Source organism: uncultured Ferrovibrio sp. (assembly GCF_937960835.1).
In the GTDB taxonomy this organism is placed as follows: domain Bacteria; phylum Pseudomonadota; class Alphaproteobacteria; order Ferrovibrionales; family Ferrovibrionaceae; genus Ferrovibrio.
In genome coordinates this window covers 27,920-40,003 of sequence record NZ_CALGPC010000011.1, presented here as the reverse complement: position 1 = coordinate 40,003, position 12,084 = coordinate 27,920, and the positions used below count along the sequence as shown (strand labels likewise).

General features: G+C 63.1%; 14 protein-coding genes. 6 read left to right on the top strand and 8 right to left on the bottom strand.

Features of this window, described 5'->3' with window-relative positions:
• Position 1: 1 nt before the first annotated feature.
• The 3 genes from Q0603_RS11205 to Q0603_RS11195 all read right to left on the bottom strand — a co-directional run bounded on the left by Q0603_RS11205 (position 2) and on the right by Q0603_RS11195 (position 1,198).
• Positions 2-253 (bottom strand): hypothetical protein, encoded by a 252-nt coding sequence (locus Q0603_RS11205; protein WP_298725624.1) that lies wholly within the window; start codon positions 251-253, stop codon positions 2-4.
• Positions 254-385: 132 nt separating this feature from the next.
• Positions 386-631, bottom strand: coding sequence for a hypothetical protein (locus Q0603_RS11200; protein ID WP_298725622.1), 246 nt, complete (start codon positions 629-631; stop codon positions 386-388).
• Positions 632-688: 57 nt separating this feature from the next.
• The gene (locus Q0603_RS11195) at positions 689-1,198 is read right to left on the bottom strand and encodes a low molecular weight protein-tyrosine-phosphatase (protein WP_298725620.1); all 510 of its coding nucleotides are present in this window, start codon (positions 1,196-1,198) and stop codon (positions 689-691) included.
• Positions 1,199-1,298: 100 nt separating this feature from the next.
• Between Q0603_RS11195 and Q0603_RS11190 the strand changes: the two genes are divergently transcribed.
• Positions 1,299-1,763 carry a nuclear transport factor 2 family protein gene (locus tag Q0603_RS11190; protein WP_298725618.1) on the top strand — a complete coding sequence of 155 codons (465 nt, stop codon included), beginning with the start codon at positions 1,299-1,301 and terminating at the stop codon, positions 1,761-1,763.
• Positions 1,764-1,794: 31 nt separating this feature from the next.
• Here the strand turns inward: Q0603_RS11190 and rlmJ are convergent, their stop codons facing one another.
• From rlmJ to Q0603_RS11170, 4 genes are all read right to left on the bottom strand, one after another.
• Positions 1,795-2,652, bottom strand: a complete 858-nt coding sequence (gene rlmJ, locus Q0603_RS11185; RefSeq protein WP_298725616.1) for a 23S rRNA (adenine(2030)-N(6))-methyltransferase RlmJ — start codon at positions 2,650-2,652, stop codon at positions 1,795-1,797.
• Positions 2,653-2,663: 11 nt separating this feature from the next.
• Positions 2,664-3,383 carry an HAD family hydrolase gene (locus tag Q0603_RS11180; RefSeq protein WP_298725614.1) on the bottom strand — a complete coding sequence of 240 codons (720 nt, stop codon included), beginning with the start codon at positions 3,381-3,383 and terminating at the stop codon, positions 2,664-2,666.
• Positions 3,384-3,417: 34 nt separating this feature from the next.
• Entirely contained in the window at positions 3,418-4,161 is a 744-nt protein-coding gene (gene map, locus Q0603_RS11175; RefSeq protein WP_298725611.1) for a type I methionyl aminopeptidase, read from the bottom strand.
• 85 nt (positions 4,162-4,246) lie between these two features.
• Complete coding sequence (locus Q0603_RS11170) at positions 4,247-4,738, bottom strand: glutathione peroxidase (RefSeq protein WP_298725945.1); 492 nt, start codon at positions 4,736-4,738, stop codon at positions 4,247-4,249.
• A 231-nt stretch (positions 4,739-4,969) separates the two neighbouring features.
• Here Q0603_RS11170 and Q0603_RS11165 point away from each other — a divergent pair, with 231 nt between their 5' ends.
• The gene (locus Q0603_RS11165; RefSeq protein WP_298725609.1) at positions 4,970-6,046 is read left to right on the top strand and encodes an EAL domain-containing protein; all 1,077 of its coding nucleotides are present in this window, start codon (positions 4,970-4,972) and stop codon (positions 6,044-6,046) included.
• Positions 6,047-6,049: 3 nt separating this feature from the next.
• Here the strand turns inward: Q0603_RS11165 and Q0603_RS11160 are convergent, their stop codons facing one another.
• Positions 6,050-6,859 (bottom strand): HAD-IIB family hydrolase, encoded by an 810-nt coding sequence (locus Q0603_RS11160; RefSeq protein WP_298725607.1) that lies wholly within the window; start codon positions 6,857-6,859, stop codon positions 6,050-6,052.
• 108 nt (positions 6,860-6,967) lie between these two features.
• Between Q0603_RS11160 and Q0603_RS11155 the strand changes: the two genes are divergently transcribed.
• The 4 genes from Q0603_RS11155 to lspA all read left to right on the top strand — a co-directional run bounded on the left by Q0603_RS11155 (position 6,968) and on the right by lspA (position 11,887).
• Positions 6,968-7,405, top strand: a complete 438-nt coding sequence (locus tag Q0603_RS11155) for a MaoC family dehydratase (protein WP_298725605.1) — start codon at positions 6,968-6,970, stop codon at positions 7,403-7,405.
• A gap of 27 nt (positions 7,406-7,432) precedes the next feature.
• The gene (locus Q0603_RS11150; protein WP_298725603.1) at positions 7,433-8,356 is read left to right on the top strand and encodes a bifunctional riboflavin kinase/FAD synthetase; all 924 of its coding nucleotides are present in this window, start codon (positions 7,433-7,435) and stop codon (positions 8,354-8,356) included.
• A gap of 187 nt (positions 8,357-8,543) precedes the next feature.
• A complete protein-coding gene (gene ileS, locus Q0603_RS11145; protein ID WP_298725601.1) occupies positions 8,544-11,381 on the top strand; it encodes an isoleucine--tRNA ligase in 2,838 nt (945 codons plus the stop codon).
• Positions 11,342-11,887: a signal peptidase II gene (gene lspA, locus Q0603_RS11140; RefSeq protein WP_366132551.1), complete on the top strand. Its 546-nt coding sequence runs from the start codon at positions 11,342-11,344 to the stop codon at positions 11,885-11,887. The genes ileS and lspA overlap by 40 nt, the downstream gene beginning before the upstream one ends.
• The last annotated feature ends 197 nt before the right edge of the window (positions 11,888-12,084 follow it).

Sequence of the window (12,084 nt, the reverse complement as noted above, 5' to 3'; positions counted from 1 at the left end):
TTCAGTTCTTGCGGTCGGCGATTGCGGCTTCGGCGCGGGCGCGGCATTGCGCCTCCGCCGTCATGCGTTGCTGTGGGGTCATCTTCCTACGGCCGACACTCTGCCCGCGATCGAGTTCGCGCATACATTCCCCGATCAACTGACCGGCGGATTTCGGCCTGCTTTCATTGGACATCGCAGAAATACAAATGACAGGGATGCCAAACCCGGCCAGCAGTGCCGCGACCATGGCCCGGCGGGCAAGCGCAATCATCACGGCAACCCCTTTTATGCTGCATCACCGAACCGACTATAGGCGATCCCGTCACGTCCGCCCATCAAAGGATTGCGGCGGGAGCAGAAAAAGCGGCCGGTCTGCTCCGCAGGCGGAAGATCTAAGGGCAGGTCAGGGCTTGGTATTGCGGCGCGATTGCAGATAGGCGTCGGCGCGTGCGCGGCAGGTCTCTTCGGCCATAATGCGCTGATGGTTGCTCATAACCTGCCCGGCTTTAAGGCCGCTGCGCATTTCCTTAACGCAGGCCTCGATCAGCACCGCCCGTTCCTTGGTTTCCTGCTGATCGTTGGACTGGGCCAGTACCGGTCCGTTCAAGCCGATCAGCACCATAGCGATGATGGAAAAGAACCGAGACATTTCCGACTCATCTGACAACGTAATCCGTAATGCGCCTTCGGATATCAGCCCGGGCGCCTAATTTCCAGATACAGGCAGAGCGGTAAGGCCCAAGCGGGCGCGGATCTCGTCGATCAGCGCAGCCGTCGCGGCCTCGCACATGCGATAGACCGCTTCGAAGCCTTCCGGCCCGCCATAATAGGGATCGGGCACCTCGCGGCCGAATTGCGGCGCATATTCCAGGTAGAGTTTCACCTTCGACTGATACTGTTGCGGGCAGGCCCGCAGCAGGATGTCGAGATGCCCGTCATCCATCGCCAGGATCAGATCGAAACGCTGGAAGTCACTTTTGTCGATGCGCCGCGCCCGCAAGGGGCTGAGATCGACCCCATAGCGCCGGGCGGTGGCGATGCTGCGCGGGTCCGGCGGCTCGCCGACATGGTAGCCATGCGTGCCGGCGGAATCGACCAGCACCCGGCCTTCCAGGCCATGCTGCCGGAGGGCATGGCGCAGCAGGCCATCGGCGGTGGGAGAGCGGCAGATATTGCCCGTGCAGACCATCAGCACGGCGAAGGGCGGTAGCGTCATGGCGCGCAGAGAAGCATGCGGCGCGGCGGGCCGCAAGCGCCCAGTGGACGTTTGGACGAGACCTCTATCGCGCCGCCGATCCGCGTCATAGAGTAAAAGCATGATGACGCCTGACGACGAGACCGCCCTGCTGGAGGCCAATGCTGCCTTCTACCGGGCCTTTGCCAGCCACGATTTCGAAGCCATGGCCAGCCTCTGGGCCAAGGTCGCGCCGGTCTGCTGCATCCATCCGGGCTGGCCGCCGCTGATCGGCCGCGATGCGGTGCTGGAAGGCTGGCGCCGCATTCTGTCCAACCCGGCGCAGCCGGCGGTGCAGGCGACCTCGCCGCGCGTCACGCTATGGGGCGATGTCGCGCTGGTACTGTGCTTCGAGCGGGTCGAGAACCAGTATCTGATCGCCAGCAACATCTTCGTGCGCGAAGGCAAGGGCTGGAAGCTGAGCCATCATCAGGCCGGGCCGGTGGCGAGCCCCCCGGCGATGGGAATGGCTGAGGACGAAGATGCCGAGAACGACGAGGACGAGGATGAGGATGACGATCTGCCGCCCTCGGGCACGATCCACTGATCGCCAGCCACTGACAGCTCGCCATTAACAGCTAGTCGACTTCGACCAGCGTTTCGATCCGTGCCGTCGCACCAGCCTCGCGCGCCAGCCTGGCTTTGAGGAAATCCAGCATCGGTTTCAGGCTGTCAGCGAACTGCCAGGGCGGGTTGACGACGATCAGCCCGCTTCCGTTCATCTGCCTGGCTTCCTTTGCCGGGCGGATGGTGAGTTCGACGGCGATTGTTTGCGCCGTCAGCGGTGCGGCGAGGTCGGCTTTCCAGCGGTCGATGCTTTTCTGATCCTTGACTGGATACCAGATCGCCAAGAGGCCGGTGGCCCAGCGCCTATGCGCGGCCTGCACGGCCCTGCTCAAGGTGGTGAACTCATCCTTGGCCTCGAAAGCCGGGTCGATCAGCGCCAGGCCGCGGCGCGGCACCGGCGGCGTCAAAGCCTTCAGCGCCTCGAAGCCGTCGCGGTGATGGACCGCAATGCGCGGATCGCGGCCCATATTACGCTTCAGCGTTTCGATATCCTGCGGGTGCAGTTCGCACAGGGTCAGACGGTCGTCGGACCGCAGGCTTTGCCGCAGCAGCCAGGGCGAGCCGGGATAGCGCCGCAGGCCCTCGCCGCTGGATCCCAGCTCCGGATTGAGCGCTTTGAGTGCGGCATGATAGGCCGGAAGGATGCGCGGAGCCGCCGGATCGGCCAGCACGGCGCCGACGCCCAGCCGGTATTCGCCGCCGCGCTGCGCCTCGGAGGAGGCGAGATCATAGACGCCGATGCCGGCATGGCTATCGATCAGATGCACCGGGCTTGCCTTGCGATGCAGGGCCGACAGCAATTCCAGCAGCACGACATGCTTGAGCACGTCGCCGAAATTGCCGGCATGGAAGGCGTGGCGGTAATTCACGGCAGTTCAGCTCACAGCAACTCGGCCAGGGCGCGGATGATGCGGTCTGGACGGACGGGGCTATGCGGCGGCAGGCCTTGGCCCAAAGCATCGTGCCAGATGGCATAGATGCCAAGCCGCTGCGGCGCTGCGACTTCCCATTCCAGATTGTCGCCCACCATCCAGGTCTCGGAGGCGGTGACGCCCAAAGCCTGCATGGCATGCAGATAGGCCTGCTCTTCCGGCTTGCCGAAACCGACTTCGCCCTCGATCTGGATATGATCGAAGCGGTGCGCGAGGTCGAAGCGTTCGATCTTGGCGCGCTGCACTTCGGCCGCGCCATTGGTCACGAGCGCAAGCCGCAGACCCCGGGCCTTCAAGGTGTCGATCACCGTATGGGCATCGGGGAACAGATGCATGCGTTCGTCGCGATAGACCGTGTAGCGGTCAGCAAGGCGTTCGGCGACGGTCATGTCCGGAACCGGGCGGCCGGTGTCACGCAAGGCAGTGAATGCGCCGGTGACGATGGTCCGTCTGGCCGCGGCCAGTTTCAGCCGCCAGGTCCGGTGCCGGTCCGGATCGGCCCAGAAATCCCTGGCATAGGCGGTAATCGCTTCGACGACCTCCAGCGGCGAAAGCGGCAATAGCGCGTCCGCCATTTCGTCGGCGACCGACAGCCAGGCGGCACCGGGATTGCCATAGGCGGAGAGGATCGTGTCGTCGAGATCGAACAGGATGGCTTTGGGCGACATAAGCGGGCCGTCATGCAATCAGCAGAGGATGCCGTCAGCGGGTGACGACGATCGGACCGCGCTTGGTCACCACCAGGGTATGCTCGTATTGCGCCGTCAGGATGCCGGGCTCGGTCACCAGCGTCCAGCCATCGCCATTGTCGTCGGCATATTCGGCGCCGGTGGAGAGGAAAGGCTCGATGGTGAAGACCATGCCTTCCTGCATCACGCGCCGGTCGCGCGGATCGTAGAAGCCGGGGATGAAGCCCGGCTCCTCATGCAGCGAATTGCCGACGCCATGGCTGCCGAGATTGCGGATCACGCTGTAGCCATGGCGGCTGGCGGTCTGCTCGATGGCGCGGCCGATGGCATTCAGCTTCTGGCCGGTGCGCACGGTCTGCACGGCGCGGTTCAGAGCCTTGCGAGTGGTCTGGCAGAGATGTTCCTGCTCGGGCCGTGAGGGCGGCACGATGAAGCTGGCACCGGTATCGGCGAAGACACCGTCGCGCTCGGCCGAGACGTCGATATTCACCATATCGCCCGGCTGGATTCTGGTGTCGTCCGGGATGCCATGCGCGACCGCATGATTGATGCTGATGCAGGTGGCACCGGGAAAGTCATACATCAGGGCAGGCGCGGGGCGGCAGCCTTCCTTCTCCAGCGCGGCGCGGCCGAGATCGTCCAGTTCCTTGGTGGTCATGCCCGGTTCCAGGCGGCTGCCCATCATCCGGCAAACCGTCGCCACTACCGCGCCGACCTTCATGAGGCGATCCAGCTGCTCCTGGGTATCGATTGTCATAGGCATCTCCTTCACGTGGCGCGGACTATACACAGGCCATGCGAAGGAGGCCATGCATCAGGCATAAGTGCCGGATGACGGGACTTCAGGCACCCTTCAGTTTCTGCAACTGGGCCTCGATGGCGCCGATCACCTTCGGGTCGGTCGGCTTGACGCGGCTGGGAAAGACCTCGACCAGGCTGCCATCGCCAGCGATGAGGTATTTGTGGAAATTCCATTTCGGCAGGGCGTCCTCGCCGAGTTCGCTGGCAATCCAGCGATAGAGCGGATGCGCATCCTGGCCGATCACCTTCTGCTTCTCGGCCATCGGGAAATCGACGTCGAAATTGACCTCGCAGAATTCCTTGATCTGCTGCGCCGAGCCTGGTTCCTGGTTGCCGAAATCGTTGGAGGGCACGCCCAGCACCACCAATCCCTTGTCGCGGTAATCCGACCACAGCTTCTGCAGATCGGCATATTGCGGCGTGAAGCCGCATTGCGAGGCCGTATTGACCAGCAGCACCGCCTTGCCCCGGAACTGCCGCATCGGCAGGGGCTGGCCGTCGATGGAGGTAAGGTCGAAATCATGCGCGCTCATGCCGGTCCTCGACTTGGCGGCGATGGAAAAGGGAAGGGTGGCGCAAAGAGTGGCTGCGCCGGTCCAGGCCAGCAGATCGCGTCGCGCCCAAGTCCGGTCTCGTCCCGCAGTGAACTGCTTTGAATCGTGCCGCATCGATTCACCCTCCGTTAACGCTGGGCCGGATTAACTATAGCGCCGCGATCCGTCCCGGCCATACACAAAGGCGCGATGGCCGATTGGAGAGGCCGCATGATCACCCTGCCCGGAATACTCACCTTTGCTGCCCTGTCGCTGCTGGCGCTGATCGCCGGCGTCAGTCTGACCCGGCTGGTGCCTGGACTGGCGGGGCAGCATCCTGGCCTGTTGGCCCTTGGATTGCTGATGCTGTTCTGGGCGGTCCGCGAAAAGGTACTGCGGCATATCGAGCGGCGGCGCCTGGTGGCCGAAATCGATGCGCTGTCGGATGAACTGGCGCGGCTGCGCGGCGAGGAGCAGGTGGAAGAAATTGCACCCGTTGCCACCAATATGCCGCGCGCTGAGCCGCGTCTGGTTGCCAATACAGAAGTGGCGCCGGCGCCCGTGGATGACGGCACCTTGCTGGAAGCCGTGCGCGATGCGCTCAACAACAACCGCGTTGAGCTGCACGTGCAGCCGATCGTCAGCCTGCCGCAGCGCCGTATCCGCTTCTTCGAATTGCTGGCCCGTCCGCGCGATGCCGCTGGCCGTGCCTATCAGGCAGCGGAATGTCTGAATGCCTTGGAGGCGGCCGGCCTGCGCGCTGAATTCGACGCGTTGATGCTGCTGCGCGGCGTACAGATGGTGCGCAAGCTGGAGCATCGCGCCAAGGATGCCGGCTTCTTCCTCAATCTGTCGCCAGCCATGCTGGCGCAGATCGAAACCTTCGATCCGCTGTTCGATTTCCTGCAGCGTGATCGCGAGCGCGCCGGCAACATCGTGCTGGAATTTGTCTATGACGGAATCCGGCGGCTTGATCGCAGCGGCCTGTATCGCCTGAGCCAGTTGGCGGCGCTGGGTTATGCAATCTCGATTGACGGTGTCGACCAACTGGATGTCGATTTTGCGGGCCTTGCCAAGGCGGGCGTGCGGTTCATGAAGTTCGACGCTCAGGTGCTGCTCGATCCAGAGGTTGCGGCGCGCGCACCGATCAGCCTGGCTGATCTGCGTGAGGCCTGCACACGTCAGGGCATTACGCCGGTGCTGGCGAAAGTCGAAAGCGAGGCCGAGCTTGTGCAGCTCAGCGAGCTGGATTTCCCCTTCGGCCAGGGCATGCTGTTTGGTGCGCCGAAGCTCGCCAGGGCCGCGTAAGCCTTACTGGCTCCGCGCCTCGATCAACGCGTCGGCAAGCTGTACGAAGCCGGCGCCGCCTTCGTCATCCGCGACGTAAGCCGGCGGCGTGGCGATGCGGTCGAGGAAGGGCCGCACATTGGCGACGCCCACGCTATGCGGGAAATACCCGAACATCGGCGCATCGTTCGGGCTGTCGCCGGCGAACACAATTTGGTCACGCACCTGATCGAGATCGACTCCATAGTTCTCTTCGAAGAAGATGCGGGTCATCGCAAGCTTGTCCCAATGCCCAAACCAGCCATTGACATGGATCGAACTGACCTTTGCCGTCGCGCCGGCCTGCTCGAACAGCGCGACGATGCGATCCACGTCTTCACGCGACAGCGGCGGTACGTCCTCGCAGAAGTCGATGGCGAGATCACATTCCCGGTATTGTTGGTCGGAAGCGAGCGCCGTACCCGGCACCTCACGCAGAATCTTTTCGGCAAGCGCATTCAGCTTGCTGCGCGCAGCCTGGCGTTCCTCAAGCGACTGGAAGAAGCGCCGCTGCATCACCTTGGCGGCGCGGTCATAGCGCATGTATAGCGCGCCGTTCTCGCCAACGATGCCGCTGACCGGCCAGAAGCGCGCGATCATGTCGCACCAGCCGGCCGGGCGGCCGGTGATCGGAATGACCTTAAGGCCGGCCGCTTCCAGGCGCTCCAGCGCCGTATACGCGGCGGCGGTCAGCCGACCATGCGTGGTCAGGGTGTCGTCGATGTCGGTGAGGACATACCTGATGCCGCGGCGTTCAGCGGCGGAAAACGCGGATAACGGGCGGATTTCGGCCATAGGTAAAAGGATGCGGCGCTTGCCGGGTGTGAGGACGGTCCCGTATAGTCGCCGCGCCTTCACACAAGGTCAACCGACGCCGTCCGATTCGCAGCCGAGGAATACGCGATGACCTATCAGGCCATGCATGGCTATTACCTGGAAGACCTGTCGGTTGGCATGTCCGAGGTCTATTCCAAGACCGTGGCCGAGTCCGACATCGTCGCTTTCGCCGAATTGTCGGGCGACACAAACCCGGTGCATCTGGACGAGGACTTTGCCGCCAAATCGCCGTTCAAGGGCCGCATCGCCCACGGCATGCTGGGCGCCAGCCTGCTGAGCACCGTCTTCGGTACCAAGCTGCCGGGTCCCGGCTGCATCTACGTGTCGCAGGATCTGCGCTTCAAGGCGCCAGTGCGCATCGGTGATACCGTGGTTGCCAAGGTCACCATCCTGGAGATCAACCAGGAAAAGCGGCGGGTGAAATTTGCCTGCGAATGCCGGGTCGGCGATACGGTTGTGATCGATGGCGAGGCTGTCTTGATGGTCAGCCGCAAGGTAAAGTAAGCCAGCCAGACCAAAGAGTGAGCCATCATGCGGCTGCTGCGCTCCAGCGCAAGTTATCCGCCATCGTCGCGCGGTGCCGTTGCGGCGATAGGCAATTTCGACGGGGTGCATCAGGGCCACCGCGCGCTGATCGCGGCTGCCAAGGCCGAGGCCGAGCGCAAGGCCAAGCCGTTGGCGGTGATGACATTCGAGCCGCATCCGCGCCGCTTCTTCGTGCCGAATTCGCAGCCGTTTCGCATCGACGCCCTGGAGACCAAGGCGCGTATCCTCGCTGAGCTTGGCGTCGGCATCGTTCTGGCCATGCCTTTCGATGCAACGCTGGCCAGCCAGTCGCCGCAGGATTTCGTCGATCACATTCTGGCCCGCGATCTGGGGCTCAGCCATGTCGTGGTCGGCTACGACTTCACCTTCGGCAAGGCGCGGGCGGGCAATACCGATCTGCTGCGCGAACTCGGCGCCAGGCATGGTATCGGTGTCACTGTCGTCTCGGCCCAGGGCGATGGCGAGGTCTATTCCTCCAGCCGTGTCCGCCGCCTGCTGGAAGCCGGCGACATTGCCGCGGCCAACCGCATCCTCGGCCGGCCCTGGGAGGTCGTGGGGGTGGTCGAGCATGGCGACAAGCGCGGCCGGGAGCTTGGCTATCCCACCGCCAATGTCGCGATGACGGATTTCCAGGTGCCCAAATTCGGCATCTATGCGGTCCGCGCCGTGGTCGACGGGGAACAGCATGACGGCGTCGCCAGCCTGGGCATCCGCCCGACTTTCGCCCAGACCGAGGTGAAGCTGGAAGTCTATCTGTTCGACTTCTGCGGCGACCTCTATGGCCGGCCGATGCGGGTCGAATTCCACGGCTTCATCCGGCCGGAGGAGAAGTTCGAGGGCATCGAGGCGCTCAAGGCCAAGATCGCCGAGGATGTGCTGGCCGCCAAACGGCTGCTGCGGGGTGCCTAGGCCGCCTCGACAGCCTCCCGGCCAGATGCTAAACCATCGCCATGATTGGGCTATTTGCCATTGCCACCGGTCGGCGGCCGGCTCGAATTAGCGGCCCGGTCCTTTTCTAAGGGCCGGGAATACCTAGAATTTTCCGAAAATTAGCGCTGCCCAGACGCCGACAGGCGCGTCCATCCCGAGTGATGTTATGACCAAAGACTACCGTTCTACCGTTTTCCTGCCGACCACCGATTTCCCGATGAAGGCTGGCCTGCCCGCCAAGGAGCCGGAGATCCTGGCCCGCTGGGAGAAGATCGGCCTCTACGAGAAGCTCCGCGCCGATTCAAAGGGCCGCGAGAAATACGTCCTGCATGACGGCCCGCCCTATGCCAACGGCCATCTGCATATCGGCCATGCGCTGAACAAGATCTTGAAAGACGTGATCAACCGGTCGCGGCAGATGATGGGCTATGACGCCAACTACGTGCCGGGCTGGGACTGCCATGGTCTGCCGATCGAATGGAAGATCGAAGAAAAGTACCGCAGCGCCGGCAAGAACAAGGACGATGTTCCGATCGACGAGTTCCGCAAGGAATGCCGTCAGTTCGCCGAGCACTGGATCAATGTGCAGCGCGAGGAATTCAAGCGGCTCGGCGTCATCGGCGACTGGAAGAATCCCTACACCACGATGAGCTACGCCGCCGAGGCGCAGATCGTCCGCGAGATCCACAAATTCCTGATGAACGGCGGCCTGTTCAAGGGCTCCAAGCCGGTGCTCTGGTCGATCGTCGAGCGCACGGCCCTGGCCGAGGCCGAGGTCGAGTATCACGAACACACCTCGCACACGATCTTTGCGAAATTCCCAGTGGTGAAGCCGAGCGTGAAGGCGCTGGAAGGCGCCGCCATCGTAATCTGGACCACCACGCCCTGGACCATGCCGGGCAACCGCGCCATCGCGCTGTCGAAGGATGCCGAATATGTGCGTATCCGCGTCGATGCGGTGGGCGAGAAGACGCTGGCCAAGACCGGCGAAGAGGTGGTGGTGGCGAAGGATCTGATCGAAAGCGTCACCAAGGCCTGCGCGATCACCGCCCATAGCGTGATCGCGACGCTGAAGGGCAGCGAGATCGAAGGCACCGTCTGCGCCCATCCGCTGCGCGGCCAGGGCTATGATTACGACGTGCAGGTTTTCCATGGCGATTTCGTCACCATGGATGCCGGCACCGGCTTCGTTCACATCGCGCCGGGCCATGGCGCCGACGACTACAATCTGGGCATCGCGAACGGCATCGAAGTGCCGCATACCGTCGATGAGGACGGCCGCTATTTCCGTCATGTGCCGATCTTCGGGGGCGACAATCCGGCCCGCATCTTCGACGACAACGGCAAGGAAGGCGACGCCAACAGCCGCGTCATCGCCGTGCTGACCGAAGCAAATGGCCTGCTCGGCCGCGGCCGCCTGCGGCACCAGTATCCGCATTCCTGGCGCTCCAAGGCACCGCTGATCTTCCGCAACACGCCGCAATGGTTCATCTCGATGACCACCAACGACCTGCGCAAGAAGGCGCTGGCGGCCATCGACGCGACTGCCTTCTATCCGCCGCAGGGCCGCAACCGGCTTTATGCGATGATCGAGCAGCGCCCCGACTGGGTGATCAGCCGCCAGCGCGCCTGGGGCGTGCCGATTGCCGTCTTCGAGCATAAGGAAACCGGTGAGCTGCTGCGCGACGAGGAGGTCAACAACCGCATCGTCGAAGCCTGCCTGAAGGACGGTGCCGATGCCTGGTTCACCGCCAAGCCGGCCGATTTCCTCGGCAGCAAGTACAATCCCGACGACTGGAAGATGGTGACCGACATTCTCGATGTCTGGTTCGATTCCGGTTCCACCCACAGCTTCGTGCTGGAACAGCGCCCGGATCTGAAATGGCCGGCCTCGCTTTATCTCGAAGGCTCCGACCAGCATCGCGGCTGGTTTCATTCCTCGCTGCTGGAAAGCTGTGGTACCCGCGGCCGCGCGCCCTACGATGCCGTGCTGACGCATGGTTTCACGCTGGACGAGAAGGGGCGCAAGATGTCCAAGTCGCTCGGCAATACGGTCGAGCCGCAGGACGTGATCGCAAAATCCGGTGCCGACATTCTCCGGCTCTGGGTCGTCTCGTCGGATTACTCGGAAGACTTAAGCGTAGGACCCAGCATCATTCAGGCGCAGTCGGATGCCTATCGCCGCCTGCGCAACACGCTGCGCTACTTGCTTGGCAATCTCGCCGGCTTCCAGGAATCCGAGCGTTTGCCGCATGATCAGATGCCGGAGCTGGAGCAGTGGGTTCAGCATCGCCTGGCCGAACTCGACAAGGTGGTGCGTGCGTCCTGCGAAGAATACGATTTCCATCGCATGTATGTCGCGCTGTACCAGTTCTGCGCCGTTGATCTGTCGAGCTTCTATTTCGATATCCGCAAGGATGCGCTCTACTGCGACGCGCCGGACAGCATCCGCCGCCGGGCTGCCCGCACGGTGCTGGACCAGCTGTTCAACTGCCTGGTGAAGTGGCTGGCGCCGTTCATCTGCTTCACGGCGGAAGAGGCCTGGCTCGCGCGTTATCCCAGCGAGGATGGCAGCGTCCATCGCGAGCTGTTCCCCACCGTGCCCGAGGAGTGGTTCAATCCGGCGCTCGGCGCGAAATGGGAGCGCGTGCGCCGCGTGCGCCGTGCCGTCACCGGTGCGCTGGAGATCGAGCGTGCCGAGAAGCGCATCGGCGCCAGCCTGCAGGCGCATCCGGTAGTCTACGTGAATGGCGAGGATTTGAACGCGCTGGTCGATCTCGATTTCGCCGAGATCTGCATTACCTCGGGTATTACGCTTCGCGAAGGCGAGGGGCCAGCGCATGCGTTCCGCACCGACGACGCCAAGGGCGTTGCCGTGGTGCCTGAACTGGCCCAGGGCAAGAAGTGCGAACGCTGCTGGCAGATCCTGCCTGAGGTCGGCACGATGAAGAGCCATGACGACCTGTGCCGGCGCTGCTGCGAAGCCGTCGGTCCCACGGCCTGATGCGATTGGCAACCAGTGCAGCAGGGACGATCAGCATGATCCGCCTGGGCGGCATCGTCGCAGCGCTCGTGCTGGTCGCCGATCAGGTCAGCAAGGCGTTCTTTCTTGACTTCGTGGCGCAGCATAATCCGCCCGTCGTCGCGGTGACGCCATTCTTCAATCTGGTGCAGGTCTGGAATACAGGTGTCAGCTTCGGGCTGTTCCAGGAGGATAGCGATCTACGCAGCTGGACGCTGATCGGCGTGGCCGTCGCCGTCCTCGTCTGGCTGTCGATCTGGCTATGGCGGGCGCAGACCCGCCTGGTCGCCCTCGGCCTGGGCGGCATCATCGGCGGCGCAATCGGCAATATCGTCGACCGCGTCCGCTTTGGGGCCGTGTTCGATTTTCTCGATTTCCATGCCTTTGGCTGGCACTGGCCAGCCTTCAACCTCGCTGACAGCACCATCGTTGTCGGTGTCGGCTTGCTGTTAATTGACGGTTTCCGGCCAAATTCGTCCGGAACCTAACATTTCCCTTGATTCCACCTACTTCCGGTTGAAAATAGTTATACTGATTATTGTGCCGCTGCGGGGTGAGTGGCGGCTGTGTGAGGCATGATCGAACGAGGGGGCAATGGGTCGGTCCCGGGATTGCGTAACATTTGCCGGACGATCCAATAAAAACGGAGCGCCGGCTCAGGGTAGCGATTTGCCCGACCGATCCG